Annotated in this window: 14 protein-coding genes; 9 read left to right on the top strand and 5 right to left on the bottom strand. The window is 56.6% G+C overall.

Translation table 11 applies throughout. The annotated features are described in order from the left end of the window. The first annotated feature begins 164 nt into the window (after window positions 1-164). On the top strand, window positions 165-974 hold the full coding sequence (locus tag LC417_RS20005) for a DUF1460 domain-containing protein (RefSeq protein ID WP_223566282.1): 810 nt from the start codon (window positions 165-167) through the stop codon (window positions 972-974). Between the two features lie 53 nt (window positions 975-1,027). Here LC417_RS20005 and rhtB read toward each other — a convergent pair whose 3' ends face one another. After that, window positions 1,028-1,651 (bottom strand): homoserine/homoserine lactone efflux protein, encoded by a 624-nt coding sequence (gene rhtB / locus LC417_RS20010; protein WP_010257290.1) that lies wholly within the window; start codon window positions 1,649-1,651, stop codon window positions 1,028-1,030. A 112-nt stretch (window positions 1,652-1,763) separates the two neighbouring features. Between rhtB and pldB the strand changes: the two genes are divergently transcribed. Next, window positions 1,764-2,756 carry a lysophospholipase L2 gene (pldB, locus tag LC417_RS20015; RefSeq protein WP_010257288.1) on the top strand — a complete coding sequence of 331 codons (993 nt, stop codon included), beginning with the start codon at window positions 1,764-1,766 and terminating at the stop codon, window positions 2,754-2,756. A 52-nt stretch (window positions 2,757-2,808) separates the two neighbouring features. Further along, the gene (gene yigL, locus LC417_RS20020) at window positions 2,809-3,609 is read left to right on the top strand and encodes a sugar/pyridoxal phosphate phosphatase YigL (RefSeq protein ID WP_010257286.1); all 801 of its coding nucleotides are present in this window, start codon (window positions 2,809-2,811) and stop codon (window positions 3,607-3,609) included. 49 nt (window positions 3,610-3,658) lie between these two features. On the opposite strand, the gene glpT is transcribed toward yigL, so the two are convergent. Continuing rightward, a complete protein-coding gene (gene glpT, locus LC417_RS20025) occupies window positions 3,659-4,999 on the bottom strand; it encodes a glycerol-3-phosphate transporter (RefSeq protein WP_010257284.1) in 1,341 nt (446 codons plus the stop codon). Window positions 5,000-5,373: 374 nt separating this feature from the next. Between glpT and LC417_RS20030 the strand changes: the two genes are divergently transcribed. Next, window positions 5,374-6,237 carry a carboxylate/amino acid/amine transporter gene (locus LC417_RS20030; protein ID WP_033767564.1) on the top strand — a complete coding sequence of 288 codons (864 nt, stop codon included), beginning with the start codon at window positions 5,374-5,376 and terminating at the stop codon, window positions 6,235-6,237. 511 nt (window positions 6,238-6,748) lie between these two features. Here LC417_RS20030 and LC417_RS20035 read toward each other — a convergent pair. After that, window positions 6,749-7,228, bottom strand: coding sequence for a DUF1456 family protein (locus LC417_RS20035; RefSeq protein ID WP_010257278.1), 480 nt, complete (start codon window positions 7,226-7,228; stop codon window positions 6,749-6,751). An 83-nt stretch (window positions 7,229-7,311) separates the two neighbouring features. Then, window positions 7,312-8,238, bottom strand: a complete 927-nt coding sequence (metR, locus tag LC417_RS20040) for an HTH-type transcriptional regulator MetR (protein WP_010257274.1) — start codon at window positions 8,236-8,238, stop codon at window positions 7,312-7,314. A 144-nt stretch (window positions 8,239-8,382) separates the two neighbouring features. Here metR and metE point away from each other — a divergent pair, with 144 nt between their 5' ends. Further along, complete coding sequence (gene metE, locus LC417_RS20045) at window positions 8,383-10,653, top strand: 5-methyltetrahydropteroyltriglutamate--homocysteine S-methyltransferase (protein ID WP_223566274.1); 2,271 nt, start codon at window positions 8,383-8,385, stop codon at window positions 10,651-10,653. Window positions 10,654-10,707: 54 nt separating this feature from the next. Here metE and LC417_RS20050 read toward each other — a convergent pair whose 3' ends face one another. Further along, window positions 10,708-11,541, bottom strand: a complete 834-nt coding sequence (locus tag LC417_RS20050) for a dienelactone hydrolase family protein (protein ID WP_010671680.1) — start codon at window positions 11,539-11,541, stop codon at window positions 10,708-10,710. 303 nt (window positions 11,542-11,844) lie between these two features. On the opposite strand from LC417_RS20050, the gene udp reads away from it, so the two are divergent. The 4 genes from udp to ubiE all read left to right on the top strand — a co-directional run bounded on the left by udp (window position 11,845) and on the right by ubiE (window position 16,386). Continuing rightward, window positions 11,845-12,606 carry a uridine phosphorylase gene (gene udp / locus LC417_RS20055; RefSeq protein ID WP_223566275.1) on the top strand — a complete coding sequence of 254 codons (762 nt, stop codon included), beginning with the start codon at window positions 11,845-11,847 and terminating at the stop codon, window positions 12,604-12,606. Between the two features lie 92 nt (window positions 12,607-12,698). Next, the gene (locus LC417_RS20060) at window positions 12,699-13,967 is read left to right on the top strand and encodes a tetratricopeptide repeat protein (protein ID WP_223566276.1); all 1,269 of its coding nucleotides are present in this window, start codon (window positions 12,699-12,701) and stop codon (window positions 13,965-13,967) included. An 85-nt stretch (window positions 13,968-14,052) separates the two neighbouring features. Further along, entirely contained in the window at window positions 14,053-15,552 is a 1,500-nt protein-coding gene (gene rmuC, locus LC417_RS20065; RefSeq protein ID WP_010257260.1) for a DNA recombination protein RmuC, read from the top strand. A gap of 75 nt (window positions 15,553-15,627) precedes the next feature. After that, window positions 15,628-16,386 carry a bifunctional demethylmenaquinone methyltransferase/2-methoxy-6-polyprenyl-1,4-benzoquinol methylase UbiE gene (gene ubiE, locus LC417_RS20070; protein WP_008926452.1) on the top strand — a complete coding sequence of 253 codons (759 nt, stop codon included), beginning with the start codon at window positions 15,628-15,630 and terminating at the stop codon, window positions 16,384-16,386. The last annotated feature ends 8 nt before the right edge of the window (window positions 16,387-16,394 follow it).

A 16,394-nucleotide genomic window follows, 5' to 3' on the forward strand; every position in this document is an offset into this window, starting at 1 on the left:
CTGTCGCTTCCTCCAGAGAGTTCGCTTGTGTGACGGATGTCACATTCCAGGGCTCAGGGAGTTTTGCTGTTGCAACCGCAGATAAATCGTCACTCTTTATTAATCATTCATATCCATATCTCCATTAAAGTCGGGAAGCAGGCGCAACGTTTATGGAGAGGATGATGAGAGTGAAGTTCATATTACTGGTGTTGATGACGGCCTGTATCAGCGCCTGCGCCTCGCCTGATGCCGCCCGCAATCCTGCGCCAGAGCCGGGCCAGACCGATGAGGTCACCTCGATCCTGATGCAGACGCTGTCCGATGTCGATCAGATGCAGGGCGAAAGGATTAGCCGGATCTCTGCGACGTTTCTCGGAACACCCTATGAAGCGGATACGCTGATCGGTTCTCCCACGCGTCCGGAAGCGCTGGTGATCAATTTCAACGGTGTGGATTGTTACACGCTGCTTGATTACGTGCAGGCGCTGAGCCGCAGCCACGATCGTGCCAGCTTTGAGGCTAACCTGATTCGGACCCGCTACGCTGGCGGTGAGGTCAGCTACCGGAATCGTCGCCACTTTTTTTCCGACTGGTTTGCCGATAGCCCGCGCAATGCCGATGACGTGACCCGCACTCTTAGCCCGGATACGGTGACGGTGGTGAAGCACCTGAATCGTCAGGCCAGCGGAGCAGAACAGGTGCCCGGTCTGGGTGTGATTGCACGTCCTGTCACTTACATTCCGGCCCGGGCGATCACACCGCAGGTGCTGAAGCAAATTCAGACCGGCGATTACGTGGGGGTTTACGCCACCAGTCAGAGCCTGGATGTTACGCATGTGGGGATTGCTGTCCGGCATGATGGCCGCTTGTGGTTCAGGAACGCCTCTTCGCTGGCCGTTAATCGAAAAGTTGTCGATGCGCCGTTCAGGGAATATATGCGTTCGAAGCCGGGCATCATTGTGTTGCGTGCGGTTCCACTGACAGCGCCGTAGCGGGGCCAGGGAAGAAGGGATAATCTTTCGCGCCGAATTCGGCGCGTCAGACGTTAAGCGATTTTTCTGGCGCTGGCCAGCAGCGCGCCTACTGCCATAAACAGCCCGCCAAAAATGCGGTTCATTAACTTCATCTGTTTTGGTCCCTTAATCCAGCCCGCAATCCGCGTTGCCAGCGTGGCGTAGCCAATCATCACGATGATATCGACCACAACGGTGGTGACGCCCAGCACCAGATACTGCATAAATAGCGGCTGATGCGGCTGAATAAATTGCGGGAACAGGGCGGCGAGAAAGACGATACTTTTCGGGTTGGTCAGGTTAACCAGCACGGCGCGTTTGAACAGGCGACGACGCGGCATCGCTCTGGCGACTGCATCCAGATCAATGCCACCCGCTGAGCGCCACTGCTGAATACCCAGCCAGACCAGATAGGCCGCACCGGCCCATTTCAGAATCTCAAACGCCAGCAGCGACTGAGAAAACAGCGCGCCCAGACCGATGCCGACCAGCACGATATGCAGCGCCAGGCCGACCTGCAAACCGGAGATAGAGGCCACCGTGCCGCGATAGCCGTGGCTGATACCGGTACTCATGGTGTTGATTGCGCCGGAACCGGGCGACAGGCTGAGAATTGTAGTGGTAAGCAGATAGGTCAGCCACCATTCGATGGTCATGGGTCAGGCTCTCTTTAGTAGCGGAATTGTGACACAATACGCCAGAAATAAGCGCGGCGCTACGGCCTGCGCATGGCATTCAGGACTCTTTATCCGGTCATCAGGAGGGCGAATGAATCAACACAAAGCCAGCTGGCTGCGACGAGAAAAAGCCTTTGCTGCCTTCGCTACCGGGCCACTGCTCGATTTCTGGCACAGCCGCGAAGAGCTTGAGTTTACCGGCGTGGGTAATCTGACGCTGCGCTACGTCCGCTTCACATCACCGCAACACAAGCGTGTGATCCTGATTGTGCCGGGACGCATCGAGAGTTACATAAAATATCCTGAGCTGGCGTACGATCTGTTTCACTGCGGATTTGATGTGGTGATCCTTGACCATCGCGGTCAGGGGCGTTCCGATCGCCTGCTGGAAGATTCACACCGCGGTCACGTGGCGGAATTTACCCATTATGTCGACGACCTTGAAACGCTCTATCTGAAAGAGATTATCAGCGGTCACTACCAGCAGCGCTATGCGCTGGCTCACTCCATGGGCGGCGCAATCTTAACGCTGTTTCTGGCGCGTCAGCCGCAGGCGTTTCATGCGGTCGCGCTGGTGGCGCCGATGTTTGGCATTGCTTTACCGTTGCCCTCTTTTCTGGCCCATCGGATCCTGGACTGGGCGGAGAAGCGTCCGGCGATGCGCGATGGCTATGCGCTCGGCACCGGCCGCTGGCGTGCGCATCCGTTTGGCATTAACCGGCTGACGCACAGCACCGAGCGTTACCGGCGAAATCTGCGCTTTTATGCGGACGATCCGGCGATTCGCGTTGGCGGGCCAACCTACCATTGGGTACGTGAAGGCATCCATGCAGGTCGCAACATCATCAGTCAGGTCGATAAGATCACCACGCCACTGCTGCTGTTACAGGCCAGCGATGATCGGGTGGTCGACAATCGTTCGCAGGACCTTTTTTGTGCTGCGATGGCGGCGGCGGGTCATCCGTGTGAGGGCAATAAACCACGGGTGATCGACGGTGCGCGTCATGAGATCCTGTTTGAAAAGGATGAGATGCGCGCCGAAGCACTCAATGCAGTGGTCGACTTCTTTTCCTCGCACCACTGACGTTATTTATCCGACCGGTTAAGGCCGGCAGAACCAGATACCCGAGGTTTTCATGTATCACATCGTTGCATCCGATCTGGATGGCACGCTGCTTTCTCCCGAACATCGTCTGACCCCTTTTGCGCGTGAAACGCTGCAGCAGCTGGTCGCGAAAGATATTCACTTTATATTCGCCACCGGCCGTCATCATATCGATGTCGGACAGATGCGCGACAGCCTGGCGATTCCGGCCTATATGATCACCTCAAACGGCGCGCGCGTGCACAACGCAGAGGGCGAACTGGTGTTCAGTCATAATCTGGATGAGGATATCGCCAGCGATCTGTTTGGCCTGCAATATCATCACAGCGATATCCTGACCCACGTTTACCGCGACGATGAGTGGTTTGTCAGCCGCTCAAGCCCGGCTGAGCAGGACTATTTCCGCGAGTCGGTGTTCAACTATCAGGTCTATGAGCCGGGTCTGCTGCCAACCGATAATATCAGCAAGGTCTTTTTCACCTGCGAAAATCCCGAGCATCTGATCCCGATGGAACAGGCGATTGAAGCGCGCTGGGGCGATCGGGTTAACGTCAGTTTCTCACTGCCTACCTGTCTGGAAGTGATGGCGGGCGGCGTGTCGAAAGGGCATGCGCTGGAAGCGGTCGCGAAAACGCTGGGCCATTCACTGGAAAGCTGTATCGCCTTTGGCGACGGCATGAACGATGTGGAGATGCTGAGCATGGCGGGTAAGGGATTTATCATGCAGAACGCCCATCAGCGGTTGAAAGATACGCTGCCGGAGCTGGATGTGATCGGTTCAAATGCCGATGATGCCGTGCCGCAGACGCTGCGCACGCTCTATCTTGCTTAAGCCGTCAGCGCAAAAAAAGGGCCGGATATCCGGCCCTTTTTTATTGCCGTCAGGCAGGAGTCTTTTTGTGTTTGTGTTCGCTGACCATGGTCAGTAACAGCAGGATAACCGCCAGCACACAGCCAGCAATCATCACCATGAAGCCGCCGTCCCAGCCGAAGTAATCGACGGTGTAACCGACAATGGCGCTGGCCGCCACCGATCCACCCAGATAGCCGAACAGGCCGGTGAAGCCCGCCGCCGTCCCCGCCGCTTTTTTCGGGGCCAGCTCCAGCGCGTGCAGACCAATCAGCATCACCGGACCGTAGATCAGGAAGCCAATCACAATCATACAGGCCATATCGACGCCAGGATTGCCCGCCGGGTTAAGCCAGTAGATCACGGTCGCGATGGTTACCAGCGTCATAAAGAACACCCCGGTCGCACCGCGATTACCGCGGAACACTTTGTCCGACATCCAGCCGCACAGCAGCGTTCCGGGGATCCCCGCATACTCATACAGGAAGTAAGCCCACGACGATTTATCCAGCGTGAAGTGTTTTACTTCTCTGAGATAGGTCGGCGACCAGTCGAGAATGCCGTAGCGCAGCAGATAAACAAACACGTTGGCCAGCGCGATGTACCACAGCAGCTTGTTCGGCAGCACATATTTCATGAAGATCTGTTTAGCCGTCAGCTCCTCTTCGTGGCTGGCATCATAGTCGGGCGGATAGTCGTTTTTGTACTCTTCAATCGGTGGCAGACCACAGGATTGCGGCGTATCACGCATCAGCGCAAAGGCCAGAATCGCAATGGCGATGGCGCCAAATGCCGGCATATAGAGTGCCGCTTTCCAGTCGTTGAACCACGCCATACCGAGCAGGAACAGCAGAGGCGGAATACCGCCGCCGACATTATGGGCGCAGTTCCAGACCGAAACGATCCTGCCGCGCTCTTTCTGCGACCACCAGTGAACCATGGTACGTCCACAAGGTGGCCAGCCCATGCCCTGGAACCAGCCGCAGATAAACAGCAGCACGAACATCACCATAATGCTGGAGGTGGCCCAGGGAACGAATCCCATGATCAGCATCACTGTCGCGGCCAGAATCAGGCCTGCCGGTAAGAAGACGCGCGGGTTTGAGCGGTCAGAGACCGATCCCATGATGAATTTTGAAAAGCCGTAGGCGATGGATATGCCGGATAAGGCAAAACCGAGATCGCCACGTGAAAAACCCTGCTCTACCAGGTAGGGCATGGCGAGTGCGAAGTTTTTTCTGACCAGATAGTAGGCGGCGTAACCAAAGAAGATCCCGATGAAAATTTGCCAGCGCAGACGACGGTAGAGCGGATCAACGTGATCCTCCGCCACCTGCGGCTGACGTGGTGCAGGTTTAAAAATGCTCAGCATCAGTGAGGCCCTCCAGGGCACATTATGGTTTTTAATTCCCAGCAGGTTGGGGCAGGAAAAGAGCAGAAGAAAATGGACGCAGAATGTTCCATTTCGCGCAAAGAATAGTGTTAGTTGCGCAACGTTACTGTGATGAATGACACATTTGTTACACTTTTATTACATTCTGGAGCGGAAGTGATCATGCGATGGATCATTTCGCGCATTTTATCTGGCTGAAAGATCTTTATGCAGACAGTTATGTCAGGAGGCGAGAGTCCTTTACCGATGGACATTCTGATCGCCTGGTTTGTAATCAGATGTCAACCAGATTTCACAGCCTGATGGCAGCACATTGTTTACACTGACGGCCTGTTAATTTCGGGGTCGTCACCGTGTTTTTATTGATTATTACCACCATTCTGTGGGCCTTTTCGTTCAGTCTGATTGGCGAATACCTTGCCGGGCAGGTGGACAGCTGGTTCTCTGTACTGATGCGACTGGCGCTGGCTGCGCTGGTATTTTTACCTTTCCTGCGCTGGCGTGGTCATCGCCCTTCAACGCTGTTGCTTTACATGCTGGTCGGGATGCTGCAGCTGGGCGTGATGTATCTGCTGAGTTTCGAAGCCTATCTCTACCTTAGCGTGTCGGAATTCCTGCTGTTTACGGTGATGACGCCGCTTTATGTGACGCTGATTTACGATCTGATCAGCCGTCGTCCACTGCGCATCGGCTATATCTTCAGTGCACTGCTGGCTGTGGCGGGTGCGGCCATTATTCGCTATGACAAAGTCAGCGATCATTTCTGGTTTGGTCTGCTGTTAGTGCAACTGGCAAACATTTGCTTTGCGGCGGGAATGGTGGGCTATAAGCGTCTGCAGGAGACCCGCCCGATGCCGCAGCACACCGCCTTCTCCTGGTTCTATCTGGGTGCGGTGTTGATTGCGGTGATCGCCTGGTGCGCCTGGGGCAATCCGCAGAAGTTGCCGACCACCTCATTGCAGTGGGGCATTCTGGTCTGGCTGGGCATTGCGGCTTCCGGTCTCGGCTATTTTATGTGGAATTATGGTGCGACCCAGGTCGATGCCGGCACGCTGGGCATTATGAATAACATGCACGTTCCTGCCGGGCTGCTGGTGAATCTGGCTATCTGGCAGGAGAAACCGCACTGGCCAAGCTTTATAGCGGGCGCAATGGTGATCCTCGCCTCGTTGTGGGTGCATAAGCGCTGGGTGGTGGGGCGCGGTGACCGATCATAAACAGGGCTGTTGCATGGGAGCGGCCTCCCGGGCTGGCGCGTCCGATCACGAAGGAATCTCACATCCCTGTGGATCGGCCGGGCCATCCCTGGCCCGGACGCTTCGCTCTTCAGACGCGCCAGCCCTGGAGACTTAACAGCATCATCGCAGTTGAACCAAGGGCTCAGAGCGAATATGAAGGAGGGGATGGCGCGCTGAAACGTAGAGCATTCGCGATGGAGCTGGCGTGTGCGATCGCGAAGGAATCTTCCAGGATGGTTCAGAAATGCTCCCGGCGCTTTTTTCCCCTGCGACGAACGCTCCACCGATGACCCGCTTTCACTCCCCAGGGCTGGCCTGGTGTTGCTAATTAAAAAGCCATGAAGAAGCTTAAGGGAAGAGGTGGCGCAACTGAGGAGCAAAGCGTCCGAGCCAGGGATGGCGAGGCCGTGCTGCATGGATGCAGGCTTTCTTTGCGATCAGATGCGCCACTTCTGACCACGCAGGTACCCGAAGCGATCAGCCACAGACGTTAAGCAGGCTTTTCACTCTTAGGACGCTGAATCATCGCCAGCCCTTTCAGGAAGTTACGCAGAATCTGATCGCCGCATTCGCGATAGTTCTTATGATCAGGTTTGCGGAAAATCGCACCAATCTCAGCCTGTGAAACGGTAAAATTCACGCGTTTCAGTACATCAGGGATGTCGGTGGTTTTCAGATCAAAAGCGATACGCAGCTTTCTCATGAAGATGTTATTGGTCATCTTGCGCTCAATCGACGGCGCGGGCGCATCTTCACTTTTGCCGCGACGGTAGAAGATCAGGCCATTCAGGAAATAACCCATCAGCACATCGGGGCAGGGACGGAACGCAGCATCGTCATCTTTTTTCAGCCACGCCTGAATATCCGCCAGCGGCACGTCACATTGCGCCAGCGCAAAAATCTCCACCATTTTGGCATCGCTCAGGTTGAGCATATAGCGCACGCTGCGCAGAATATCATTGTTAGTCATGGTGAAATCTTCTCGTGGTCAGTCGACAGGCTGCGCATTATAGGGGATTTTGCCCGCCTTCGCGCAGGTTTGTGCCCGCCAGATTATCGCTGCAACACCGCACCGGGCAGCGCGGCGTCGCGCACAAAAGGCAGATGCTCACAGGCGTGCTGACGGGCAAAGCGGATAAACGCTTCCAGCACCGGCTGACGTTGCTCCCCTTCGCGCACGGCCGCATAAAGACGGCTCCACAGGCCATCGCCCAGCGTGCGGGTGACCACCAGACCCTGCTTCTCAAAACTCTCCACCACCCAGTGCGGCAGCGCGGCAATCCCCATACGTGCCGAGACCATCTGAATCATCAGCAGGGTATTATCCACACTTTTCAGTGCCGGACTGACGCCTGCGGGCTGCAGGAAGTGACGCCAGATATCCAGACGCTGACGCTGCACCGGATAGATCATCAACACCTCATCGGCTAGATCTTCCGGCGAAATCTGCTCAACCTTCGCCAGCGGGTGATCCGTTGCCAGCACCAGCCGCACTTCATAATCAAACATCGGGGAGTAGAACAGACCCGAGCGCGCCAGGATATCGGAGGTCAGCACCACATCCAGCTCACCCTGTTGCAGGGCGGGTTGAGGATCAAAGGTTACGCCCGATTTGAAATCCATCACCACCTGCGGCCAGCTCTGGCGGAATTTATCCAGCGCGGGAGTCAGCCACTGGATGCAGCTATGACACTCTATCGCCACCCGCAGCGTGGTCTGATGCGGCTCATGGCAGGCCTGCAATGCCTGCTGAATCTGCGGCAGCACCTGCTCTGCCAGCTGCAGCAGAATATCGCCCTGCGGCGTAAAGCGCAGCGGCTGACTTTTACGCACGAACAGGCGGAATCCCAGCCGCTGCTCCAGATCGCTGAACTGATGAGACAACGCCGATTGCGTCTGATGAAGCTGGGCCGCCGCCGCCGCCAGCGAGCCCGTATTGCGCAGAGCCTGAAGCGTCCGCAGGTGCTTGAGTTCGATCATGAGAGTCCTTCACATCGAAAATGAACATATTGCGCTTGAGCAATATACAGTACCCGCAGAGTATAGCAGTGTAAACATCTGGACGGCTAAACATCTTTGGCTGCCCATTTAAGCCAAAGTGAAAGATTATCTGGAGAACAGCACATGACTATCCTGAACCATACCCTCGGCTTTCCCCGTATTGGCCTGCGCCGTGAACTGAAAAAAGCGCTGGAGAGCTACTGGGCTGGCGACAGCACGCAGCAGGCATTACTGGCGACGGGCCGTGAGCTGCGTGCACGACACTGGCAACAACAGAAAGAGGCGGGCGTCGATCTGCTGCCGGTCGGCGATTTCGCCTGGTATGACCATGTGCTGACCACCAGCCTGATGCTGGGTAACGTGCCCGCGCGTCATCAGAACAAAGCCGGCACAGTGGATCTCGACACCCTGTTCCGCCTGGGACGCGGTCGTGCGCCGACCGGTGAGCCTGCGGCGGCGGCAGAAATGACCAAATGGTTTAACACCAACTATCACTACATGGTGCCGGAATTTACCCAGGGTCAGACGTTTAAACTGACCTGGACCCAACTGCTGGACGAGGTGGATGAGGCACTGGCGCTGGGACACAACATCAAGCCAGTACTGCTGGGGCCGGTGACGTATCTGTGGCTGGGTAAAGTGAAGGGTGAGCCGTTTGAACGTCTGTCGCTGCTGGAGGGGATTCTGCCGGTCTATCAGCAGGTGCTGGCGGAACTGGCAAAGCGCGGCATCGAATGGGTACAGATTGATGAACCCGCTCTGGCACTGGAGCTGCCGCAGACGTGGCGCGAAGCTTTCCAGCCGGCGTATGACGCACTGCAGGGTCACAGCAAACTGCTGCTGACCACCTATTTTGACAGCATCGGCCAGAACATTGATGTGATTCGTGCGCTGCCGGTGCAGGGGCTGCATGTCGATCTGGTCCATGGCCGTGATGATATTCAGCAACTGAATCAGCAACTGCCCGCCAGCTGGCTGCTGTCGCTCGGCGTGATCAACGGACGCAACGTCTGGCGCGCCGATCTGAGCCGCTGGTTCAGCCGCTTGCAACCGCTGACCAGAGCGCGTGAACAGGTGTGGATCGGCTCCTCCTGCTCGCTGCTGCATAGCCCTATCGACCTGAGCGTCGAGACCCGTCTGGATGATGAAGTCAAAAGCTGGTTCGCCTTTGCGCTGCAGAAATGTGCCGAGCTATCACTGCTGAGTCAGGCACTCAACAACAACGATGCGACGGCGCTGGAAGCCTGGAGCGCACCGGTACACGCCCGCGCTCACTCCCGCCGCGTGCATAATGCGGCGGTGGGCCAGCGTCTGCAGGCCATTACCTCACAGCACAGTGAACGCCAGAGCGCTTATCCGGTGCGGGCGGTCCTGCAGCGTCAGCGTTTCAATCTGCCAGCCTGGCCTACCACCACCATCGGCTCTTTTCCACAGACCACTGAAATTCGCGGCCTGCGCCTCGACTTTAAACAGGGCCGGCTCGACAGCAACCATTACCGCACCGGCATCGCGGAGCATATTAAGCAGGCGATTCTCGAACAAGAGCGGCTGGGGCTGGATGTGCTGGTGCACGGTGAAGCGGAACGTAACGACATGGTTGAGTACTTCGGCGAACATCTGGAGGGGTTTGTCTTCACACAGAATGGCTGGGTTCAGAGCTACGGTTCACGCTGTGTGAAACCGCCTGTCATTATTGGCGATGTCAGTCGTCCGGAGGCGATCACCGTTGAGTGGGCCAGATATGCCCAGTCGCTGACCAACAAGCCGGTAAAAGGGATGCTGACCGGTCCGGTAACCATCCTCTGCTGGTCATTCCCGCGTGAAGATGTGTCACGTGAAACCATCGCGAAACAGATCGCGCTGGCGCTGCGTGATGAAGTCGAAGACCTGGAGAATGCGGGCATCGGGATTATCCAGATTGATGAGCCTGCGCTGCGTGAAGGTCTGCCACTGCACCAGTCTGAATGGGCCGCATACCTGAACTGGGCGGTGGAGGCCTTCCGACTGAATGCGGCGGTGGCGCGGGATGAAACCCAGATTCACACCCATATGTGTTACTGCGAGTTCAACGACATCATGGACGCTATCGCGGCGCTGGATGCCGATGTGATCACCATCGAAACCTCGCGATCTGACATGGACCTGCTGGAGGCGTTTGAAAACTTCGACTACCCGAATGAAATTGGCCCCGGCGTCTACGACATCCATTCGCCTAACGTCCCCAGCGTGGAGTGGATAGAAGCACTGTTGCTTAAGGCGGCGAAACGTATTCCGGAAGCGCGTCTGTGGGTGAACCCGGACTGCGGTTTGAAAACACGGGGCTGGACGGAAACGCGTCAGGCGCTGGCGAACATGGTGACGGCGGCGAAGAAATTGCGTGGAGAAACGGCGTAGGGAATCGGGTCTGGTGGACGAAAAATCAGGGGCGCATAAGCGCCCCTTTTTCATTTACTGCGATGCAACACCATACTGCCTGAACCAGGCCAGCATCCGCTGCCAGCCATCATTGGCAGATTCAGCATGGTAGCTTGCACGATAGTCAGCATTAAAGGCATGGCCCGCTTCGGGATAGACGATGATCTCTGCGGTTGCATTGGCGGCATGCAGTGCCTGACGCATCTGCTCGACGCTCTCCAGCGGGATACCCTCATCCTGGCCACCATACAAACCTAATACTGGCGCATTCAGATCGACCGCAATATCAATAGGATGCTTCTGCTGCTTCAGCGTGCGCTCACCGGTCAGTCGTCCATACCACGCCACGGCGGCGCGCAGTTGCGGGTTATGCGCGGCGTAGAGCCAGCTAATGCGACCACCCCAGCAAAAACCGGTGATGCCCATGCGACGAATATCGCCGCCGTTGCGTGCGGCCCAGTTGGCGGCATGATCGAGATCGGCCAGCACTTGGCTGTCAGGCACTTTGCTGACCAGCTCGCTGAACAGCGTCGGGATATCGTTATACTCAGCGGGATCGCCCTCGCGGAAATAGAGCTCAGGCGCAATCGCCAGATAGCCTTCCAGCGCCAGGCGGCGGCAGATATCCCGGATGTGTTCATGCACACCAAAGATCTCCTGCACGACCAGTACGACTGGCCACGGGCCTTCCGCTGACTGGGGTTTTGCAAAGAATGCCGGCATGTTTTCGCCCTGACTGGGCACTGAGGTTTCACCCGCGTGAATCGCCGGGCTGTCGGTAATGATGGTGGTGGAGGCGGTGGGCTGCACGGCAGGGGCAAAGCCGCCCGTCGCCGGTTTTTGTGCCATATTATCACTGGGTTTCATTATTCTCTCCGTGCAAGCATTTGCGCAATCACGTAACTATAGCCTGGCCGGAAAGCGTATGCGCCAGGTGTCGGGTCACAGAATCAGCAGCGAATAAAATCATCCTTCTCTTTAACATTGCGCAGACCCTGACACAGCCCCACCGAGAGCTATCCGCACCAGGAAGATGCTATTGTGTGATTGTCGTCACAATTTATCTTTCGGGAAATGTAACTTTCATTTTCTTAAGTGAATGTTGTCACATATTTATTGGGCGTGCTGGCGTAGAGTGGCGCGCTACCTTCCCTTAACAGGAGTCTGAAAATGACACAGTCTGACGTTTTCCATCTTGGCCTGACCAAAGCCGATCTGCAGGGCGCCACCCTGGCGATTGTGCCGGGCGATCCGGAGCGCGTGAAGAAAATTGCCGGACTGATGGAAGATGCCACGCATCTCGCCTCACACCGTGAATTTACCTCCTGGCTGGCAAAAATTGATGGTAAGCCGGTCGTGGTCTGCTCAACCGGCATTGGCGGTCCGTCGACCTCGATTGCGGTCGAAGAGCTGGCACAGCTTGGCGTACGTACCTTCCTGCGTGTCGGTACCACGGGCGCTATCCAGCCGCATATCAATGTCGGCGATGTGCTGGTGACCACCGCATCCGTTCGCCTGGACGGGGCCAGCCTGCATTTTGCGCCGATGGAGTTTCCGGCAGTGGCTGATTTCGCCTGCACCACCGCGCTGGTTGCCGCCGCAGAAGCCTGTGGCGCGAAAACACATATTGGCATCACGGCCTCTTCTGACACCTTCTATCCGGGTCAGGAGCGCTACGACACCGTCTCGGGCCGCATAGTCAGTCGCTTCAGGGGATCGATGAAAGAGTGGCAGGATATGGGCGTTCTCAACTATGAGATGGAATCCGCTACACTGTTAACCATGTGCGCCAGCCAGGGTCTGCGAGCCGGCATGGTGGCGGGCGTGATTGTGAACCGCACTCAGAAAGAGATCCCGGATGCGGTCACCATGAAACAGACAGAAAGTGACGCAGTGAAGATTGTGGTCGAAGCGGCGCGTCGCTTACTATAACGACCGCGTCTGGCAGCAGGTTTTTTGTCCAGACTCAAAACCTGCTGCCGGTAGTTAACGGCGCGTAATATCAGTGAAACCTGAGAGTTTTTATGCGCAATACGATTCCCGTCCGACGTCCTGCCCCTGGTGCTAATCCGGCCGCACTCAAAGCCATGCTGGAACGCAGTGCCGATCGTTTCCGTGCCGCCATGCAACAGGGCGACTATGCGCTGGCCGCTCAATGCTGTGAAGAGGTATTGCGCACGATGCCCAATCAGATGCAGGTGCTGAGCGACTACGCGCTCTGCCTGCTGCGTCTGGGTCAGTACAATAAATCGTACAAAATCTACCAGAAAATTTATCAGTCACCGCCTGCTGTACAGGCTACCGCCTCTGAAACCTGGCTGGATGGTCTGACCGAAGTGTGTGGCTGGCTGGATAAAAAGGATGAGGTGGCGCGTCATGGCCTGGCCTCGCTGATGCGCTCTGATGCGCGTTTCAGCCAGGGGCAGCGCGCCGCGTTTCCCGCTCCGCAACCGGAGCCTGTCGATCTCACTTATCCGCACCAGAATGTCATCGCTTTCTGCCTCTATGGCGATCAGCCGCGCTACTGTGAAACCTTAATCAAAAACGTTGAAGTGGCGCCTGAGCTCTATCCCGGCTGGGTCTGCCGCATCTATCTCGATGACAGCGTGCCGCAGCATGTCTGGCAGCGCCTTGACCAGCCGCACGTCCAGCTGATCGATATGTCTCACGAGAAAACGCTGTTTCCGACCCTGTGGCGTTTCCTGGTAATGGACGATCCGGGCGTGAAGCGTTTTATCGTGCGTGATGCCGACTCGCTGCTCTCGGAGCGCGAAGCGGCAGCGGTAAACGCCTGGCTGGCGTCGCCTTACTGGTTCCACCATATGCGTGACTACTTCTCCCATACTGAGCTGCTGCTGGCAGGGATGTGGGGCGGCTGTCACGGCGTCTTCCGGGATGTGGAACAGGCGATGCGCGATTTCATTGCGCAGTATCAGGGCAGCCAGCGCTTCACCGATCAATATTTCCTCAAGGTGGCGTTGTGGCCGACGGTGCGTGAAAGCCTCCTGAGCCACGATGAGTTGTTTCATTTTCATCAGGCCCAGCCGTGGCCTGACCATGCCCCCGTGCGCTGGCAGACGCCGCATTTCCATGTGGGCAGCAATGCCGGTTTTGCCAGTATGACCGGCAAATCCAGCGCCGCTGAGGGAAGCAGACAGCGCGTCGCGATCACCTCGGGCGGGACAACCTGGCACTATCTGGCGCAGGTTAAAAAGGGTGAATGGCTATTGCCCATGCCGTTTTTTCTGATTGATGAGTGGCAGGCTGGCAAGCTCACGGTGGCGGCGCTGTAAGGCGCTGAATCCTGCTAAAATTATCTGGACATTCATACAGTGCGACTCTACCTTTCCCTCAGCAGCCTGAGTCGCGGGGGAAATCATGGATCAGCACATCATTATCAGCGCCTGTCTGGCGCTTGCCGGGTTAGGGATTGGCTGGATGCTGGCACAGTTACGTGCCGGCCATCAGGTCGCCAGTTTCCAGACCGAGCGCCGTCTGCAGGAAGAGGCGCAACAGCGTCAGCAGCAGCAAATCGAACAGCTTCAGCAGCAGACGCAGCAGCGTGAGCAGGAGCTTCGTCAGCTGCACGGTGCTCTGAGCGGCGCCAATGAGCGGCTGCAACAGCTTGATTACTGGCGTAATGAAAGTGAGCAGCTTAATCGTGAACTGCGCAATCAGCTGGAGGTCAACAGCGCGCAGGAAGCGGAGCTGCGTGAGGTGACCATTCGCCTTGAAGAGACCCGTTTCGCCGCAGAAGAGAAACAGCGCCTGCTGACCAACAGCGAACAACGCCTTAGCGCCCAGTTTGAAAACCTCGCCAACCGTATTTTCGAAAACAGCGGCCGTCGCGTCGATGAACAGAACCGGCAAAGTCTGGACGGGCTGATAGGCCCGTTGCGTGAACAGCTTGATGGCTTCCGTCGTCAGGTTCATGAAAGCTTTGGCGCAGAAGCGCGTGAGCGACATACCCTGACCCATGAAATCCGGCAGTTACAGCAGCTGAATGCGCAGATGGCGCAGGAGGCGCTTAACCTGACCAAAGCGCTGAAGGGCGATAATAAGATCCAGGGTAACTGGGGTGAAGTGGTGCTGAGCCGGGTACTGGAAGCCTCCGGACTGCGTGAAGGCTACGAATATGAAACCCAGGTGAGCATTCAGTCAGAACAGCAGGGCAGGATGCAGCCGGATGTGATTGTGCGCCTGCCGCAGGGCAAAGATGTGGTGGTGGACGCCAAAATGACGCTGGTGGCCTATGAGCGCTACTTCAATGCGGATGATGAGATCGAACGAGAACAGGCTATCCAGGAACATGTCGCTGCCATGCGGGCGCACATCCGCCTGCTGGGACGAAAAGATTATCAACAATTGCCCGGCTTACGATCGCTGGATTATGTGCTGATGTTTATCCCGGTGGAGCCCGCCTTTTTGCTGGCCATTGACCGCCAGCCTGAGCTGATTGGTGAGGCGCTGCAGCAGAACATCATGCTGGTCAGCCCCACCACGCTGCTGGTGGCGTTGCGTACCATTAATAATCTGTGGCGCTATGAGCATCAGAGCCGCAATGCACAGCGTATTGCCGATCGGGCAACGCGGCTCTATGACAAGATGCGGCTGTTTGTCGATGACATGAGCGGCATTGGTCACAGCCTGGATAAGGCGCAAAACAGCTATCGCGAGGCGATGAAAAAGCTGTCAGAAGGGCGCGGCAATCTGATTGCGCAGACTGAAGGATTTCGAGCGCTGGGCGTGGAGATCAAACGACCAATTAATCCTCAGCTGGCCGAACGTGCCATGCCGGAAAACCGGGCGGCTGATGACGCAGATGATGACAGTGATGCGGATGAGAGTGAGATGCATGTGAGGCGCCTCCACGAATAGTATGGGCGCAGCGTGCCTGACTTCCGTGACTCTGATACACTTCGGGAAGTATTGTTTGTGGAGCAGGTAAAACCGATGGCAGATGAATCACAGCAGGAAACTACCCATTTTGGCTTTCAGACGGTCGCCAAAAGCGAAAAAGCTGACAAAGTCGCGGACGTGTTTCACTCCGTAGCGGCAAAATATGACCTGATGAACGATTTGATGTCGTTTGGCGTCCATCGTATCTGGAAGCGTTTTACCATTGACAGCAGCGGCGTACGTCGCGGTCAGCGCGTGTTAGATCTGGCGGGGGGTACCGGCGATCTGACGGCTAAATTTTCTCGCCTGGTGGGCGAAACGGGTCAGGTGGTACTGGCCGATATCAACAGTTCCATGCTGAAGATGGGCCGCGAAAAGCTGCGCAATCAGGGCGTGGTCGGCAACGTGAGTTACGTACAGGCCAATGCCGAAGCCCTGCCTTTCCCCGATAACTATTTCGACTGCATTACCATCTCTTTTGGCCTGCGTAACGTTACGGAAAAAGAGAAGGCGCTGGCCTCTATGTTCCGGGTACTCAAGCCGGGCGGACGCCTGCTGGTGCTGGAGTTCTCTAAACCCGTCCTGGATCCGCTGAGCAAAGCGTATGACGCCTACTCGTTCCATATTCTGCCGCGTATCGGACAGCTGGTGGCGCAGGATGCAGAGAGCTATCGCTATCTGGCCGAATCGATCCGCATGCATCCCGATCAGGAGACCCTGAAAGCGATGATGAACGATGTCGGTTTTGAAAATACCACTTACTCCAATATGACCGGCGGCATTGTGGCGCTGCATCGTGGATTTAAGTTCTGAGTGAGATG

Source organism: Pantoea sp. OVA07A, from assembly GCF_019969975.1.
In the GTDB taxonomy this organism is placed as follows: Bacteria; Pseudomonadota; Gammaproteobacteria; order Enterobacterales; family Enterobacteriaceae; genus Pantoea; species Pantoea agglomerans.

Coding starts and splice junctions, on each gene's coding strand:
- LC417_RS20005 (WP_223566282.1), top strand. CDS start 165: ATGAGAGTGAAGTTCATATTACTGGTGTTGATGACGGCCTGTATCAGC.
- rhtB (WP_010257290.1), bottom strand. CDS start 1,651: ATGACCATCGAATGGTGGCTGACCTATCTGCTTACCACTACAATTCTC.
- pldB (WP_010257288.1), top strand. CDS start 1,764: ATGAATCAACACAAAGCCAGCTGGCTGCGACGAGAAAAAGCCTTTGCT.
- yigL (WP_010257286.1), top strand. CDS start 2,809: ATGTATCACATCGTTGCATCCGATCTGGATGGCACGCTGCTTTCTCCC.
- glpT (WP_010257284.1), bottom strand. CDS start 4,999: ATGCTGAGCATTTTTAAACCTGCACCACGTCAGCCGCAGGTGGCGGAG.
- LC417_RS20035 (WP_010257278.1), bottom strand. CDS start 7,228: ATGACTAACAATGATATTCTGCGCAGCGTGCGCTATATGCTCAACCTG.
- metR (WP_010257274.1), bottom strand. CDS start 8,238: ATGATCGAACTCAAGCACCTGCGGACGCTTCAGGCTCTGCGCAATACG.
- metE (WP_223566274.1), top strand. CDS start 8,383: ATGACTATCCTGAACCATACCCTCGGCTTTCCCCGTATTGGCCTGCGC.
- LC417_RS20050 (WP_010671680.1), bottom strand. CDS start 11,541: ATGAAACCCAGTGATAATATGGCACAAAAACCGGCGACGGGCGGCTTT.
- udp (WP_223566275.1), top strand. CDS start 11,845: ATGACACAGTCTGACGTTTTCCATCTTGGCCTGACCAAAGCCGATCTG.
- LC417_RS20060 (WP_223566276.1), top strand. CDS start 12,699: ATGCGCAATACGATTCCCGTCCGACGTCCTGCCCCTGGTGCTAATCCG.
- rmuC (WP_010257260.1), top strand. CDS start 14,053: ATGGATCAGCACATCATTATCAGCGCCTGTCTGGCGCTTGCCGGGTTA.
- ubiE (WP_008926452.1), top strand. CDS start 15,628: ATGGCAGATGAATCACAGCAGGAAACTACCCATTTTGGCTTTCAGACG.